Raw genomic sequence first — 15,720 nt, 5'->3', positions numbered from 1 at the left:
CTGACCAGTGGGTTGGCTTTATAACTCTAAGCTTGCTAGGTTTTTAACCGTTGATTATGAATTATGAGCTTTGAAAATATCGTCAACTTTCAATAAGTATCATTTACTAAGACAAGGAGAACGACATGTTAGGCTGGACTGTATTATTGTTAATCATCGCCCTTATTGCAGGGGTGCTAGGCTTTACAGGTATTGCTGGTGCCGCGGCGGGAATTGCAAAAATCATCTTCTTTATTTTCGTAGTATTATTGGTGATTTCACTTGTATCCAGAGCAATCAGAGGCAAAGGGCCTAAGCTTTAACATTGGCTCATAGACACTTATTTTTATTCAATTTATAGAAAAGGGGCATGCGCCCTTTTTCTATTACTTACCTCACCTGTCACCAATTCGAAGAGTTTGATCGCCTTACTATGATCTTTTGAATGACATAGAGACTAAGTCGGTTTTTCTTCTCTGATAAGCATATCTAAAAACTTTTCAAATCGCCGTTGCCTAGTTTCAGGTTTCTTCGCATTCGTTAAGCCATGAGCTATAACATCACGACTCGATTTATTAAGCGTTTCAAAAAAGCGTTTTACTCTCGGCTGATCTTCCAGTGCCGCTAAAAAATCTGCAGGCACTTCCATTTCACTCGCTACATAAGCCTTTTCCCAACGACCGTCAGCTTTCGCTGCGCGAACAGGTACAAGTCCAGACTCCTTCATACAGCCTTCGCTTATCAAACGCTCAACATACTCCGTGTTTCTTTTAGACCAACTGCTTCGTACTGTTCGGGGTGTTATTCGTTGAAGGTAGGATTCATCATCAAATGCTTTTTTCACACCATCAATCCAGCCCCAACATAAAACCTCCACCACAACATCATTCCAAGAAACACTTTGAACACCAGAACTTTTCTTAAATATCTTTACCCACAACTCACTTTCAGCCGCCTGATCCACCTTGAGCCACTCATCGAGATCGCCCGGTGTTTCAAATGACATGATTTTTAAGGGATCTGGTGAAGGCATTGAATTGGGCTCTGTAAAGTTAACGCTCCACTCACCGGAATATTAGGAGTGCAGCGAGTAAAATTTCTGTGTGCAGTGGCTTGTTAGATTTTGTTGATTTTTTGCTTTAGCGGATAGCTATTTTCAACAACGCTCTCAATTTCTTTATCACTGAAGCCAACAACTTTCAAAAAGTGCAACTGGAATATCACTTCCATTTTTTGACACAGGTTCCAGAGCTCTTCCCCGCTAGCAGCGTTGTCCTTTATGTTTTCACTATAATGAGTGAGGTAATTCCTTGTATCTACTATTTTTCTTAACAGCTTACTTCTTTCTTTACTGCTGCCTAACTTATCCTTAAACGGCTCAATAATTCGTTTCAATCTTTTCCCTAAATTAATTTCATTTCCATGTATCAGGCGACCACTCAGCCATTCAGCATATTCTTCTGGGCAACTCTCGCTGATTATTGAAACAAGCGAATCAAACTCAGAAGAATCCATGAGCTTTTCATCGCTTGTTCTTCTATGGTAGGTTTCCAAGCCTTGTACCAAAGCTAAAAATTTACCATCAAGGTATTTTTGTGCCCCATTTTTTGTGGAAAAGTATAAGCTGAGTGCTGGCGCCATAATCTCATATGCACGTAGCCAGTTATTAAAAACATCCTGAGCATTACTTTTTATCGTTCCGTAAGTGAATAACATTCTATGCCTGCTTTTATCAGGAACTTTTTCCGTGAATGGAATACTAGGATAAAAAACCTTAATCGAAACAGGGTACTGTTTTCTATTGCCGCTGTCTCTTTGTATCTCTTTTGATGTGGCTGACAAGTCTTTCAATGCAACTGTTGTGTCGATAGCAAAGCATAAAAAATTAGTTAGTTTAAATGCAATTTCTGTAAAGTCACCCAAAGGTCTTAAACCTTCAGATATCAACTTAAAGTCGACGCGCTGCGTGATCTTAGCTTCAGTAGCCTTGGAAGAGCTGGAGGTAGTACAAGAAAAGCAAATTTCTAACTTCATTTCGTTATTTAGGTCATAGGAAATATTTTCAGGAAGAATGTAACTAATAGTAGCGGTTTTGTTTTTCCAATCACTGTCGGTGCTAATACCACTAATACCTACCCACTCATCTAAACAATCAACAGAAAACGATAAAGTATTAAATGTTACGGATTCATTTTCATCATAGGCGACACCGCTCAAAACTTTATTCACATAGAGTTTAGATTTTGATACACCTCCAAAGGCATGATTTTTCTGGGTATAAAAGCAGTTCTCTAGGGTTACGAAACCGTCCTTCTCAACATGCCCTATTATTCTATCCAAGTCATCATCATCGTTTAGTGATTTAATGCTGTCATCGAAGAGGCCTACAACTTCCAGCTCGATATCCCCCCCATTTTTGATGGTTAATACCCCTGGGATTTTTTTCTCATCTCTCTCAGGAAGCCAGAAATATCCTGTTTTCACATATTCATCTTCGATTCTCATCCGATCCTCTCGAGAAATCTAACGCCGAGTGCAGCGGCAGTTTGTGGAGTGGCGTTTTGTGCTAGCGTAGCGACCAGCACAAAAAAAGCTGCGGAACAAACTGTCCGACTCGCACGACTTGTTAGCCACTTTTGTTAAAAACCGCCAGCAAACCAGTGCAGGTTCCTACCAAACCAGTTAACGCAGATAGCCAGACAACCCAATGAGCTTTCATTTCATGCCGTTCTTTTAATTCATTTCTAATTGCTAACCGAAGATTAGAATATCCCTTGGTAGTAAGGTACCAATTGCCGGTTTGATGTCCCTGAGTCCAAAATTCGTCACCTTCTGGGTCGGACGTTGTTCTATGAGAAACGGGAACTTTCAATTTTCTTGCTTTTCGCAATATCTGCTGTGTCTGATGGTGATCTATTTCTTCTTCAATTAAAGCTACTTCCCAGCGTTGAGATTCTTTTAGATCACGAACCTTTTCACGATCATTGAGCTTTGACGCTGCATAAATCTCTTTTTGATAAGATCGTTCTACCGCGGCCAAATCCCAATTAAGTTTTATTACCTTGGGGATCGGGATTAATTTTCTGAGAAATATTGGTAAGTTCATCAATCCGACTCCTAGCTAACAATTAAGGGTTATACAGCAGCGTAGCTGATGCCTAACAATTAAGGGTTATACGGCAGCGTAGCTACGGCTATAACCCACTGTTGAACGGCTGCGTTGTCTATATAGGGGATTTGCTTTTTTCATGGTGGGACGTCCCTGTTAAATAACTCGCTAAATACCAACGTCAATCTGGACTATGCCGCTTCAGATCGTCTTTGATCGCCGCTATGTTGGTTCTTAATGTACCCTTTTGTAGCGTGATTTGACCCGCGAGGCAAGCGATTCCCTCAGGCCTTATGACCTGATCTGTTTTATATCTTAATATCCCAAGTTGAAACACTAAGTGGTCGCTTGGCAACTAATTTCCATATCGGCCTAAAGTCGCGAGTTACATAAACAGGACTAACACCCGTCAATCACCTTAGTTTGGTTTTGAGCTGACGCGTTGAGCCTGCGAAACAAGCGCAAGCAAAAGTAATCTCAAGGTGAGTTATATTACGCAGCATTGGCGTAAGCAACACGGCGGATCACGGTCGTTCCTCCCTCATCGCGCCCTACAATTAGTGATTCTACCTGCTATGGGGATCTGATTAACGAGAATAAGAGTGACATTCACCTGAGGTAGGCGGCAGTTTCGAAGGGAATGTCACTCGATTCGAGTTGTGTGTGCGGAGTCATATTTCAAACAGGCGCAAGCAAAGAGAAAAACAAGGTGATTTATATTATGCAGCATTGGCGTAAGCAACACGGCGGATCACGGTCGTTCCTCCCTCATCGCGCCCTACAATTAGTGACTCTACCTGCTATGGGGATCTGATTAACGAGAATAAGGGTGACATTCACCTAAGGTAGGCGATAGTTTCGAAGGGAATGTCACTCGATTCGAGTTGTGTGTGCGGAGTCATATTTCAAACAGCCGCAAGCAAAGAGAAAAACAAGGTGATTTATATTACGCAGCATTGGCGTAATCAACACGGCGGATCACGGTCGTTCCTCCCTCATCGCGCCCTACTATTAGCAATTCTTGCTGTGGGGTCAAAGCCCTTTTTTAAAGCACTTTTAGCGTCATAGGTTGATTAGGTAAAAAAGGGGTTCGACCCCGTAGCACATAGGGAGCCTGATTAACGAGAATAAGGGTGACATTCACCTGAGGTAGGCGGTAGTTTCGAAGGGAATGTCACTCGATTCGAGTTGTGTGTGCAGCTCCGATAAGTTAAACCTTTGGAACAGATTCCAATAGAGCCACAAGCAGTCGCCAAAAATCCCCAACGGAGTCTATCTCCATGCGTTCCGTCGGTGAATGAGCGCCGCGGATGTTGGGGCCGAATGACACCATTTCCATGCCGGGGTATTTCGCGCCGATAATGCCGCATTCTAGTCCAGCGTGGATGACTTTCACATTCGCTTCGTGACCCATCACCTCGGTGTGAACCGTTAAGAAGTGCTTGAGCAAACCTGCGTTTGGATCTGGACGCCAGCCTGGATAGCCATTTTCTAGTTTTACGTCTGCTTGGATCAAGGAGAAGGCAGATTTTGCCACATAAGCAAGGTGCTCTACGGCGGAATCCACAAGGGAACGAACCAACAAACAGGCATCAAAGGCTTTTTTGCCGTCTGCCGTGTTACGCAGGTTAATCACGCCAAAGTTGCAAGAGGTTTCTGTTACACCTTCCAAGTCGGCGCTCATGCGATGAACACCGTGAGGCGCGCAGTACATGGCGTTTAACAAGGCGTCTTTGTCTGTTTCTTCCAATTCCGAGTTCAGTTCAGCGGTTTCTAATGTCACGGCCAGATTTGCTTCGGTCACAGAAAATTCTGCCTTGGTGGTTTTTTCGAATTCTTCGATAAAAGCAAATAATTTGGCTTGATCTTCAGTACTAACGTTTATTGTCGCTTCAGCATCGCGAGATATCGCGTTGCGCAGTGTGCCGCCCGTAAATGAGCTTAAACCAAAATCACACTGCTCTTTAAGCAAGTTTAAAAGTCGAACGATAAGGACGTTGGCACTGGCGCGGCCTTTATGAATATCTAGGCCTGAATGCCCACCGCGCAAACCTGAGACGGTAATTTTGAAAGCTTTTTTGATTCTGTCTGCGGCAATAGCGGAATACTGCTTTTCAATATTAATGTCCATGCCACCAGCACAGCCGATGTAAACATCACCGCGGTCTTCAGAGTCCAAGTTCAGTAGAATGCTGCCTTTTAGAATGCCCTCTTCTAGCTGTAATGCGCCACGCAAGCTGGTCTCTTCTTCGATGGTAAATAAGGCTTCAATTGGCCCATGCGCTAAATCGGTCGATTCCAATACGGCCATGGCAGCAGCGACGCCTATGCCATTATCGGCTCCAAGTGTGGTTCCTGTTGCATGAACCCAGCCATCGACCACTTGCGTGACAATGGGGTCTTTGGTGAAATCATGATCAATGTCGGCGTTCTTTTGCGCCACCATGTCTAGGTGACCTTGTAAGACGACGGTTTCTCTGTCTTCCATGCCTTTACTAGCGGCTTTGCGAATTAATAGGTTCCCAACTGGGTCCACATAGGTTTTATGGCCTAACTCAGTCGCCCATTTAATTAGGTGTTCTCTTAGTTCGGCTTCGTGAAAAGAAGGTCGAGGAGTATTACATAGTGTTTGGAAATGGCGCCAAATAGCTGTTGGTTGTAACGTCGTGAGTACTTCGTTCATCTTAGTCTCTTGTCTTCTTTAAAGTTACCGGTCCTAGCAACACTAAAGAAGACAACCTATCGTGGCAATCGAAATTAAGACTATGCCGATAGAGAAAACGTATGTGAAATAGACGCTTATAAAAAAGACGCCTGATAAAATTTATCAAGGCGTCTCTTTTCATTTATTTACTCTGCAAGCAATGCTGAGTTTATTTTTTCTTAAGTGAACCCGCCGAGAAAGTAACAAATTCTTCAGCACTGGTTGGGTGAACACCCACAGTGTCGTCAAAGTCCGCTTTGGTAGCGCCAGCTTTAATAGCGATGCCTAAGCCTTGGATAATCTCGCCAGAGTAATCACCTACCATGTGGGCACCAATCACTTTATCGTCGGCGTTGTTCACTAACAGCTTCATTAGAGAACGAGAAGTACCACCACTTAACGTGTGTTTCATTGGACGGAAGTCCGTTTGATAAACACGGAAGTCTAGGCCACGTTTTTCTGCTTCTTGCTCGGTTAAACCAACTGTGCCGATTGCCGGTTGGCTAAAGACAGCCGTTGGAATATTGTCGTAATCAAAATCGACTTCTTTGCCTTCAAACCAATAAGCGATCAACGCCATGGCTTCTTTAATAGCAACAGGCGTTAACTGAATATTGTCTGTCACATCCCCAAGGGCAAATACACTTTTCGCTGAGGTGGTGAAGTTATTATCAACAATCACCGCGCCATTTTTACCTGTTGCAACGCCAGCCTTTTCTAGTTCCAACGAAGCGACATTTGGCACACGACCCGTTGCATAAAGGATCAAACCAAACTCTTCCGAATGCCCGTCTTTAAAATGTACAGTTCGAGAACCTTTTGAGTTGGCGGTATCAGTAAGTTCAATGCTTTCAACGTCTGTATTCAAGCGCACGTCGATGCCAGATTTAGCGTATTCTTCACTAGCAAACCCACGAATATCTTCATCAAAACCACGGAGTAGCTGATCACCACGATAAGCCAGACTAGTATTAACACCTAGACCGTTCAAAATGCCCGCAAACTCAACCGCAATGTAACCGCCTCCGACAACAAGGGCTTTTTTAGGCAGCGCTTCTAAGAAGAACATTTCGTTGGAGCTAACGACTAAATCACTGCCTTGGAATTCAGGAATGAAAGGTTTAGCGCCAACGGCAATCAGAATTCGCTCTGCGGTGTAAGTTTTGCCATCCACCATGACGGTGTGCTCATCAACAAAACTCGCAAAACCAGAGATAACTTCCACACCGGCATTACCTAGCATATTGCCGTAGATGCCATTTAAACGTTCAATTTCCTTGGTTTTATTGTCGCGTAAAACCGACCAGTTAAATTCAACACCTTGATGAGACCAACCAAAGCCAGCGGCTTCTTCAAAGCCATGACCATATTCAGAACCATAAACAAATAATTTCTTCGGCACACATCCAATATTTACACAAGTACCACCAAGTGCACTACCTTCTGCAACCGCGACTTTATACCCTTTAGACGCTGCAACACGGCTAGCACGAACACCACCTGAACCGGCACCAATAACAAATAAGTCGTACTGATAAGACATTCTTAGTCTCCAAAATTATTTCATTAGAACAATAACTAGAGTGTAACAGGGCTTGCACAGGATGTTAAAAAGAATGAAGCTATTATTATCATTGGTAAATCTAACCAACTCCGTTCCGTTAAGTGCTTTATGGAGTTGAAACATCTAGGTATCATTAAGAAAATTCGCCATGGAATCCTTTACATGAAATTTGTATCTTTTAATATCAATGGTTTGCGTGCTCGACCACATCAAATAGAAGCACTAGTTGAAAAGCATGCGCCAGATGTCATTGGCCTGCAAGAAATCAAAGTTCACGATGACGCCTTCCCTCACGAAATTCCTAAGTCCGTTGGCTATCATGCTTATTATTATGGGCAAAAGTCACACTATGGTGTGGCTATTTTTAGTAAGCAAGAAGCGATAAAGGTAGAATACGGGTTTCCAGGTGACGATGAAGAAGCTCAGCGTCGCATGATCATTGCGACGTTCGATACTCCTCAAGGCCCAGTAAAAGTATTAAACGGCTATTTCCCTCAAGGTGAAAGCCGTGACCACGAAACTAAGTTTCCAGCAAAACGAAAGTTTTATGCTGACCTTATGCAATACCTTGCTGCGCACTCTCCTGATGAAAAAATTATCGTGATGGGTGATATTAATATTTCCCCAACTGACTTAGACATAGGTATTGGTGAAGCAAATGCAAAACGCTGGTTAAGAACGGGGAAATGTAGCTTCTTACCCGAAGAAAGAGAGTGGTTTGCAACACTATCTAATTGGGGGTTAACAGACACTTATCGCCAGCTTAACCCAAACAAAAATGATCGCTTTAGCTGGTTTGATTATCGCTCCAAAGGTTTTGATGACACACCTAAACGAGGCTTAAGAATTGATGTAATCATGTCGTCCAATGGGCTAACACCTTATTTAACAGACTCCGACGTTGATTACGATTTACGAGCTCTAGAAAAGCCTTCCGATCATGCGCCAATCTGGACTAGCTTCAATCTCGAAGAATAGAAACAACCAAGGCGGCCACTGTACAAATATCATACAAAATCATGCAGTGACCGCCCTACCTACGAAGAGACATGATTCAATACCACTAGTCCCGGTCTTATCCACAGACAATGTGGATGCTTTGGCTTTTAACATAAAGCGCAAGGCTTAATTTGCCGTATAGAAACGAGAAAAGATCATGATAGACAAAACACCAACAATGGAAGACATGCTGCAACAATCATCCCAAGCCGCTGCTTTTTTAAAAGCTCTGAGCAACGAAAAACGCCTGATGATTTTATGTTATATCCTAGATCAAGAATTGTCTGTGACAGCATTAAATGAAAAGCTTCCGCTCAGCCAATCCGCACTTTCTCAGCATTTAGCCGTCTTACGAAATGATGGATTGGTAAAAACTCGACGTGAGTCTCAAACTATTTTTTACAGTATTGGTGATACAAGAGTAAAAGAGCTCATTAAGACGCTTCATGGCTTGTTTTGCCCGACACTTTAAAACCAAATAGATTTATGGGAAAAACTCTTTCAGCAATTCGGCCAGCACTGTTGGCTGCTCCAATGGCAGCATATGCCCGCAACCCTCTACGACTTCAACATCCAATTGCTTAGCACCTTGCATATCTTCTACAACAGCTTTCGATAGTAATGCATCATCACTTCCCACTGCAAAATAAAGAGGAAAGCTAGATTCTGCAATCATTAACAAAAGATCTGGACGATCCAAGCTACTTTTTAATTGCTGAACAAAAACAGCTTCACCCATCGCGCTATCCATTGCGAAGATAATATCAATAAGCTCAGCTTTCTCTTTCTTCGACGGCCCTAGCATAGCTGATGCCTTTTTCTTTGGTATCCCCTTATAGCCTCGTTTTATTACCCAATTAAGCGCAACTTCACGCTGATGGCGCTCTGTTTCTAGTAAGCCACTTGCTGTATTAGATAAAACCATCAGTCGCTTTACTCGCTCGGCGTATTTTAGGGCAAAGGCACAAGCCAAGTACCCTCCCATAGAAAAACCAAGCAGATGAATAGGCTCTTGGGGCAATATCTCAGCCAAAGCATCGATTATAGAGTCAATACTACCTTCCATTGGAATGGGGACATGTTGCAGACTAAGCGACGCCCCTAATGCTTGCTGAGTAAATTCCCAAAGCCGTTCATCACACATAGTACCGGGTAAGCAATATACTTTCGTTGCCAAAAAAGAACCTCTTGAACTTAACCATTAAAACTGAGTATCACGTAAACGCAAGAAGCTAGCAAACCTAGGAATCCCTCGCTCCGTAAAACCATGATATTTATAAATAACATACGTACCAATATCTGGAGGGGTGCTGCGCTCTTTATCTGAAAAGCCGCTGCCAATTTTAAAACGTAAGCCAGATGGCATTTCCACTAAAACTGACCCCATCATGCCATCATACTTACCTGTGCCATTTAAAATCTTAATAACTTTCGCATCCGCTTCCATATAAGGTTTTAGCTTTAGTAAGTTATCTGATCGGCCATTCGAAAAACGTGCAAGCCTACGATGTAACATAAGACCTTCTGCGCCTTTCTCCACATAGGATGTCAACAGGCTATGCAGCGTTTCGTTACTACTAACAGAGAACTGCTCGACTGGCTTAACATGCGGCAAATCTAAAATAGTAAGAAGACGAGTATAACGTTTGTATCTTTCTTCAAACGTCATGTTTCTTTCTCTGTCTGGCGCATCAAACACCATGTAATAAATCTTACGCCATTCACCATCGACCGGTACCTGTTTCCTCACAGTCGACATAATGAATTCAAAATCATTATGTTTAGACCAAAGCTCCCCATCCAACCAAACACGTGGCAATTTATCGGTAAACCATGCTGGGGCAAATATGGGAGTTCCTTGCCGAGTGAGCAGCTGCCCCCCCGTCCAAATTGCGCGAATTCCATCGTATTTCTGACTAACAAGATACTCTTTTACATGAACACCCTCTGAAAATACGGTGGCCAGCTGCACATCAGGTTGCGCAAAAAGAAATATGGGGGATAAGAATAGCCAAACGGCTAAACATTTTAGTTTAGACATGATTCACTCCTTTGATGTTAAAAGTGCCTTTCCGTAGCACCTGTTAACGCTAAACGATTTTGTTTATGGAATCAAACCGTAAGTAACTCCTCTCTACTACAAGACATAAAAAGCCCATATTTGTCACCAAATATGGGCTTTTTAACGTATTTACTTAATAGATAGCTGCGACTTAATTACTTGCTAAGCTGAACTATTAATTTGTTCATACGGCTGACAAATGTCGCTGGATCTTCTAGCTGACCACCTTCAGACAAAGTCGCTTGCTCAAACAACAACCATGCCATATCCGCAAAGCGATCTTCATCAGTTTCTGCGTCCATTTTCGCCACGATTGGGTGATCTGGATTCACCTCAAGACTTGGCTTAGACTCAGGCAACTGCTGACCAGCTTGTTCAAGCAAACGGCGCATTTGTAGACCCATGTCATACTCACCAACAACAAGACAAGCTGGCGAGTTAGTCAAACGATCTGTGCTGTTAACTGCTGTGACTTTAGACTCAAGGACAGACTTCATGCGCTCAAGAAGCGGCTTGATTTGCTCTGCCTTTTCTTCTTTTTCTTTTTTCTCTTCTTCGTTTTCAGAATCGGCCAGATCAAGTTTGCCTTTAGTGACATCTTGGAATTGCTTACCTTCAAACTCTTGAAGAGAGGACATCATCCACTCATCGATACGGTCGCTCAATAGCAAGACTTCAAAACCTTTTTTGCGCAAGATTTCTAGGTGCGGGCTGTTTTTCGCAGTATTGTGGCTCTCAGCATAAATATAGTAGATCTTATCTTGACCCTCACTCATACGCTCGATGTACTCAGCCAATGACACAGTTTGCGCTGGGGCATCCGTGTTTGTAGAGCTGAAACGCAACAAACCAGCAATTTTATCTTTATTGCCCATATCATCTGCAGGGCCTTCTTTGATAACACTACCGAACTCGTCCCAGAATTTTTGGTAATCTTCTGGCTCGTTCTTCGCCATTTTGCCCAACATGTCCAATACGCGTTTAGTCAATGCAGAACGCATAGAATCAACCGCATGGTCGTTTTGCAAAATTTCACGAGAGACATTCAATGATAGATCATTTGAATCCACTACCCCTTTTACGAAACGCATATAAGGAGGTAGGAATGCTTCTGCTTCATCCATGATAAATACGCGCTGAACGTATAATTTCAAACCGCGTTGCATATCACGATTCCAAAGATCGTAAGGTGCTTTGGAAGGAATGTACAACAAGCTTGAGTATTCTAACTTACCTTCTACTTTGTTATGAGACCACTTCAAAGGTTCTTGGTAATCGTGTGAAATGTGCTTGTAAAACTCTTGATATTCTTCGTCAGTAACTTCGTTGCGAGGACGAGTCCAAAGAGCTTTTGCAGAGTTAACTGCTTCATATTCTGGCGCTTTGTTTTCTTCCACTGGCTTAGGATTGCCCTCTTCGTCCATTTCTGGGTAAACCGGCTTTTCCATTTCAACAGGGATAGAAATATGATCAGAGTATTTAGTGACCAAATGACGAAGACGATGATTATCTGCGAACTCGCTTTCACCTGCTTTAAGATGAAGAATGATACGTGTACCACGAGTGTCTTTCTCGATGTTCTCGATAGTAAATTCACCAGAACCATCAGATACCCAACGTACAGCGTCATCAGCTGGTACACCTGCACGGCGAGTTTCAACCGTTACTTTATCAGCAACGATGAACGCAGAATAAAAGCCCACACCAAACTGTCCAATAAGTTGGCTGTCTTTTTTCTGATCGCCGCTCAATTGCTCTAGGAAAGAAGACGTACCGGATTTTGCAATTGTACCAAGGTTGGCAATCGCTTCTTCACGGGACATACCTACGCCATTATCATCGATAACAACTGTATTCGTCTCTTTATCAAATTCAATACGAACACGTAGGTTTGGATCTTCTGCTAGAAGGTCTGCGTTAGCGACAGACTCAAAGCGAAGCTTATCTACCGCATCGGATGCGTTCGAAATAAGCTCTCGTAGAAAGATCTCTTTGTTGGAGTACAAAGAGTGGATCATCAAATGAAGTAGTTGTTTAACTTCGGTTTGAAACCCTAACGTTTCTTTTTGAGTATCAGTTGCCATGTTGTAGCTTGCTCCTATTTGAATGAACCCTTGGATAAAAAGCCAAGGGCGTATTTCGTTTCACTTGTGCATCATAGATAAAGCCTCTTGGAGCAATTTCAAGAGGCTTATGCGATAAAAAAAGGCAAAAAGTCACAATAATTTTATGGGTATAATCAGGCAAAAGGCATTTAAGAAAGGAATAACGAACTTTTTTGATTATTTTACGATCAGCCTTTAAGTGTTTTTTCGAACCAATGTCAGCCCATCCCCAATCGGAATGAGCGATAGCTCAACCTCTAAATCAGCATGAATGGTTTTATTCAGTTCACGAACAATCTTGGTATCTTTATCAGAAAAGGCTTCATCCGCGACATTGCCCCACCACAAGGTATTATCTATCAGCAAACAACCACCGGGTTGTAGCAATTGCTTCGCTAATTGATAATAAGCCAGTAAATTTTGTTTATCAGCATCGATAAAGATGAAATCAAACGTCTCACGCTCAGTCTCCAAAAGAGATTCCATGACTGGCAAGGCTTTGTCACAATAGGTAATAACACGATCCATTACACCAGCTTGCTGTAAATAGCGTGTCGCAATATCCAGCCACATCTGCTTTTTTTCAATCGCAACTAAAGTTGCACTTTTAGACATCGCCATCGCCATCGACAAGGTGCTATAACCAGTAAATACGCCAATTTCAAGAAGCTTCTTTGGAGCGTGAAGCTTTACTAGCAAAGCTAATAATTGGCCAACTTCTGGTGATAATTGCATACGCGCCATATGGTACTGAGCAGTCTCACGACGTAGTGCTCTTAACAGATCATCCTCACGAACGGAGACATCAACTAAGTACTGATACAACCTGTCATCAACATTAACAGTCCGGTTAACAGGCTTATCATCTTCAGGTAAAGGTTTTGGAAAATTAGGAAGCATGAGATTTCATTACCAATCCACGACTTAGGGTTTTGAACGTTTTAGAACGGAATTCTCGACGATATAACACCGCCACCACCATGACGCTAGCCGCCATACAGAAATATGGTCCAAGGAACCAACCACAAAATGCCATCGCAAAATAGAAAGCACGTAACCCATAGTTAAACTGGTTCGCCGCCAAGCTACAAATTTGCGCCATATACATGGCATACAGTTCACGCTCACTGTCTTCGATACCACGTTCTGTTGCTAATGGTGCGCTACCAACCAACACAGAACAAAAATTATATTGTCTAACCGACCAAGTGAAGGTGAAAAATGCATAGGAAAAAATGGCCACCAATACAATAATTTTTAATTCCCACTCTTGCTGGCTCATTGGAGATAAAAGATAAAAATCCGATAAAATACCCAACGCTTTTTCTGAATAATTAAAAGCCGTGAAAAGACCAGCAATAATCAACAAGCTACTCGAAGCAAAAAACAAACTGCTTCGTTCTAAGTTAGCCATTACGGATGCATCGGCAATTCGGTTATCTCGTCTCAGTAATCGCGACATCCATGCCAATCTAAATTGGTGCAATACACTGACCAAACAAGAGCGACGCTTGGAGTTATATTGGGCATAAAAAGCATACCCCCACCAACACGCAAAAAAGACAACAAGCGTTGCAAGATCAAGGGGATTTAAGATCAGTGAAACAGAATGCTTTTCCATATTTTAACTCTGCTGAAGAAACAATTTAGGGTAGCAATATTAGATCATTTTTCGGTTTACATGTCCCAACTTCTGCTTAGAAAATCCTACGAAGCGGGTTAAATAAATAAATCTAAATACTTACCCAAAAAAACACTTGCATCGACTGAAAATATCGGTAAGATCTCGCCCGTCAACACGACATGCGGATGTGGTGGAATTGGTAGACACGCTGGATTTAGGTTCCAGTGCTTCACGGCGTGAGAGTTCGAGTCTCTCCATCCGCACCATCTTATTTTTTCTCCCTTCTATCAAACTAAACAACGCACTCAACCCATCTTACATTAAACAACACCCATACCTCTTGCATCAGATTTTTTTGTCATAAAAAAAGCCGAATCCCTTGCTGAATTCGGCTCTATATTGTCACCCAACATCAAGTTAAGTGGCTTTATTTCAACTTCCAAGACACCTGTTTACCAGCGAAGAAAGGCACAATAGGCTCACCGCCTGGCAAAGTAATACTGTTAGGCACCTCCCATGGTTCTCGCACCAAAGTTACTGTCTCTGTATTACGTGGCAGACCATAGAAGTCAGCGCCATACAGGCTCGCAAAGCCTTCCAGCTTATCAAGCGCACCCAATTCATCAAATACCTGCGTATACAGCTCAAGCGCAGACCAAGCACTATAACAACCCGCACAACCACAATCGGACTCTTTGCGGTGTTTAGCATGCGGTGCAGAATCCGTTCCCAAGAAAAACTTAGGCGATCCAGATTTAACGACGTCACGCAAAGCTTGCTGGTGAGTGCTACGTTTGAGCACTGGTAAACAGTAATTATGTGGGCGGACACCACCATCAAGCATATCGTTTCTATTCAATAGCAAATGCTGAGGGGTGATCGTTGCAGCGACACCGTCACGGGCAGCCAAAACAAAATCAACAGCATCTTTTGTGGTGATGTGTTCGAAGACGACTTTTAAACTAGGCACTCGATCAACAATATTCACCATATGCTGATCAATAAATTCTTTTTCGCGATCAAAAATATCAATGTGCTTTTGCGTCACTTCTCCATGGATCAGCAGCAACATATCGTTGTCTGCCAAGGCTTCAAACACGGGATACAATGACTCTAGGGAACTCACACCCGAATCAGAGTTAGTTGTCGCACCAGCTGGATACATCTTAGCCGCCAAAACACCTGCTTTTTTTGCATCTTGAATATCTTGGACACTGGTTTTATCTGTTAAATAGATGGTCATGATAGGTGTGAAAGTACTCCCAGCAGGACGAGCCGCCAAAATACGCTCCTTATATCTCAACGCTAACTCGGCAGTCGTAACTGGCGGCACTAAGTTCGGCATGACCACAGCGCGCTCAAAACAACGTGCAGTAGCTGGAACCGTCTCAAGTAACATATCTTGATCACGAAAATGTAAGTGCCAATCATCTGGTTTAATAATAGTAATTGCGTTCATGAGCAGCCTTTTTAGATAACGTATTAGGTAGTAAGGGGAAATAACAAAGGAATTTTAACAGAAGTAGTTCATCGGCAGTAGCCAACATATTGACATAAAAAAACCGAACCTATTT

The 15,720-nt window shown here is 42.6% G+C and carries 14 protein-coding genes and 1 tRNA gene; 4 read left to right on the top strand and 11 right to left on the bottom strand.

The window, feature by feature from the left end:
* The first annotated feature begins 125 nt into the window (after positions 1-125).
* Positions 126-302, top strand: coding sequence for a DUF1328 domain-containing protein (locus DFP80_RS15415; RefSeq protein ID WP_113917703.1), 177 nt, complete (start codon positions 126-128; stop codon positions 300-302).
* Positions 303-436: 134 nt separating this feature from the next.
* Here DFP80_RS15415 and DFP80_RS15410 read toward each other — a convergent pair whose 3' ends face one another.
* The 5 genes from DFP80_RS15410 to gorA all read right to left on the bottom strand — a co-directional run bounded on the left by DFP80_RS15410 (position 437) and on the right by gorA (position 7,335).
* On the bottom strand, positions 437-1,012 hold the full coding sequence (locus DFP80_RS15410) for a YdeI/OmpD-associated family protein (RefSeq protein ID WP_113917702.1): 576 nt from the start codon (positions 1,010-1,012) through the stop codon (positions 437-439).
* 83 nt (positions 1,013-1,095) lie between these two features.
* Complete coding sequence (locus DFP80_RS15405; protein WP_113917701.1) at positions 1,096-2,484, bottom strand: ApeA N-terminal domain 1-containing protein; 1,389 nt, start codon at positions 2,482-2,484, stop codon at positions 1,096-1,098.
* A 121-nt stretch (positions 2,485-2,605) separates the two neighbouring features.
* Positions 2,606-3,085, bottom strand: a complete 480-nt coding sequence (locus DFP80_RS15400; RefSeq protein ID WP_113917700.1) for a hypothetical protein — start codon at positions 3,083-3,085, stop codon at positions 2,606-2,608.
* A gap of 1,213 nt (positions 3,086-4,298) precedes the next feature.
* The gene (locus tag DFP80_RS15395) at positions 4,299-5,771 is read right to left on the bottom strand and encodes an aminoacyl-histidine dipeptidase (RefSeq protein WP_113917699.1); all 1,473 of its coding nucleotides are present in this window, start codon (positions 5,769-5,771) and stop codon (positions 4,299-4,301) included.
* A 190-nt stretch (positions 5,772-5,961) separates the two neighbouring features.
* Entirely contained in the window at positions 5,962-7,335 is a 1,374-nt protein-coding gene (gorA, locus tag DFP80_RS15390; protein WP_113917698.1) for a glutathione-disulfide reductase, read from the bottom strand.
* A 183-nt stretch (positions 7,336-7,518) separates the two neighbouring features.
* Between gorA and xthA the strand changes: the two genes are divergently transcribed.
* Together xthA and DFP80_RS15380 are read left to right on the top strand one after the other, a co-directional pair.
* Positions 7,519-8,334 carry an exodeoxyribonuclease III gene (xthA, locus tag DFP80_RS15385; protein WP_113917697.1) on the top strand — a complete coding sequence of 272 codons (816 nt, stop codon included), beginning with the start codon at positions 7,519-7,521 and terminating at the stop codon, positions 8,332-8,334.
* 178 nt (positions 8,335-8,512) lie between these two features.
* Positions 8,513-8,827 carry an ArsR/SmtB family transcription factor gene (locus tag DFP80_RS15380; protein WP_241560331.1) on the top strand — a complete coding sequence of 105 codons (315 nt, stop codon included), beginning with the start codon at positions 8,513-8,515 and terminating at the stop codon, positions 8,825-8,827.
* A gap of 12 nt (positions 8,828-8,839) precedes the next feature.
* On the opposite strand, the gene DFP80_RS15375 is transcribed toward DFP80_RS15380, so the two are convergent.
* The 5 genes from DFP80_RS15375 to DFP80_RS15355 all read right to left on the bottom strand — a co-directional run bounded on the left by DFP80_RS15375 (position 8,840) and on the right by DFP80_RS15355 (position 14,143).
* Positions 8,840-9,532, bottom strand: coding sequence for an alpha/beta fold hydrolase (locus DFP80_RS15375; RefSeq protein ID WP_241560330.1), 693 nt, complete (start codon positions 9,530-9,532; stop codon positions 8,840-8,842).
* 24 nt (positions 9,533-9,556) lie between these two features.
* Entirely contained in the window at positions 9,557-10,396 is an 840-nt protein-coding gene (locus DFP80_RS15370; RefSeq protein ID WP_113917695.1) for a DNA ligase, read from the bottom strand.
* A gap of 176 nt (positions 10,397-10,572) precedes the next feature.
* The gene (gene htpG, locus DFP80_RS15365; RefSeq protein WP_113917694.1) at positions 10,573-12,501 is read right to left on the bottom strand and encodes a molecular chaperone HtpG; all 1,929 of its coding nucleotides are present in this window, start codon (positions 12,499-12,501) and stop codon (positions 10,573-10,575) included.
* Positions 12,502-12,717: 216 nt separating this feature from the next.
* Positions 12,718-13,422, bottom strand: coding sequence for an O-methyltransferase (locus DFP80_RS15360; RefSeq protein ID WP_113917693.1), 705 nt, complete (start codon positions 13,420-13,422; stop codon positions 12,718-12,720).
* Positions 13,412-14,143, bottom strand: a complete 732-nt coding sequence (locus DFP80_RS15355; protein WP_113917692.1) for a DUF599 domain-containing protein — start codon at positions 14,141-14,143, stop codon at positions 13,412-13,414. The genes DFP80_RS15360 and DFP80_RS15355 overlap by 11 nt, the downstream gene beginning before the upstream one ends.
* Before the next feature lie 184 nt (positions 14,144-14,327).
* On the opposite strand from DFP80_RS15355, the gene DFP80_RS15350 reads away from it, so the two are divergent.
* Positions 14,328-14,412: transfer RNA gene (locus DFP80_RS15350), tRNA-Leu, on the top strand.
* 161 nt (positions 14,413-14,573) lie between these two features.
* Here DFP80_RS15350 and pyrC read toward each other — a convergent pair.
* Entirely contained in the window at positions 14,574-15,605 is a 1,032-nt protein-coding gene (pyrC, locus tag DFP80_RS15345) for a dihydroorotase (protein ID WP_113917691.1), read from the bottom strand.
* Between the last annotated feature and the right edge of the window lie 115 nt (positions 15,606-15,720).

Source organism: Marinomonas rhizomae, from assembly GCF_003315485.1.
Taxonomy (GTDB): Bacteria; Pseudomonadota; Gammaproteobacteria; order Pseudomonadales; family Marinomonadaceae; genus Marinomonas; species Marinomonas rhizomae.
This window is presented reverse-complemented; position numbering and strand designations above follow the sequence as displayed.

Excerpts from the sequence above, each read along its gene's own strand:
- DFP80_RS15415 (WP_113917703.1), top strand. The coding sequence starts at position 126 with ATGTTAGGCTGGACTGTATTATTGTTAATCATCGCCCTTATTGCAGGG.
- DFP80_RS15410 (WP_113917702.1), bottom strand. The coding sequence starts at position 1,012 with ATGCCTTCACCAGATCCCTTAAAAATCATGTCATTTGAAACACCGGGC.
- DFP80_RS15405 (WP_113917701.1), bottom strand. The coding sequence starts at position 2,484 with ATGAGAATCGAAGATGAATATGTGAAAACAGGATATTTCTGGCTTCCT.
- DFP80_RS15400 (WP_113917700.1), bottom strand. The coding sequence starts at position 3,085 with ATGAACTTACCAATATTTCTCAGAAAATTAATCCCGATCCCCAAGGTA.
- DFP80_RS15395 (WP_113917699.1), bottom strand. The coding sequence starts at position 5,771 with ATGAACGAAGTACTCACGACGTTACAACCAACAGCTATTTGGCGCCAT.
- gorA (WP_113917698.1), bottom strand. The coding sequence starts at position 7,335 with ATGTCTTATCAGTACGACTTATTTGTTATTGGTGCCGGTTCAGGTGGT.
- xthA (WP_113917697.1), top strand. The coding sequence starts at position 7,519 with ATGAAATTTGTATCTTTTAATATCAATGGTTTGCGTGCTCGACCACAT.
- DFP80_RS15380 (WP_241560331.1), top strand. The coding sequence starts at position 8,513 with ATGATAGACAAAACACCAACAATGGAAGACATGCTGCAACAATCATCC.
- DFP80_RS15370 (WP_113917695.1), bottom strand. The coding sequence starts at position 10,396 with ATGTCTAAACTAAAATGTTTAGCCGTTTGGCTATTCTTATCCCCCATA.
- htpG (WP_113917694.1), bottom strand. The coding sequence starts at position 12,501 with ATGGCAACTGATACTCAAAAAGAAACGTTAGGGTTTCAAACCGAAGTT.
- DFP80_RS15360 (WP_113917693.1), bottom strand. The coding sequence starts at position 13,422 with ATGCTTCCTAATTTTCCAAAACCTTTACCTGAAGATGATAAGCCTGTT.
- DFP80_RS15355 (WP_113917692.1), bottom strand. The coding sequence starts at position 14,143 with ATGGAAAAGCATTCTGTTTCACTGATCTTAAATCCCCTTGATCTTGCA.
- pyrC (WP_113917691.1), bottom strand. The coding sequence starts at position 15,605 with ATGAACGCAATTACTATTATTAAACCAGATGATTGGCACTTACATTTT.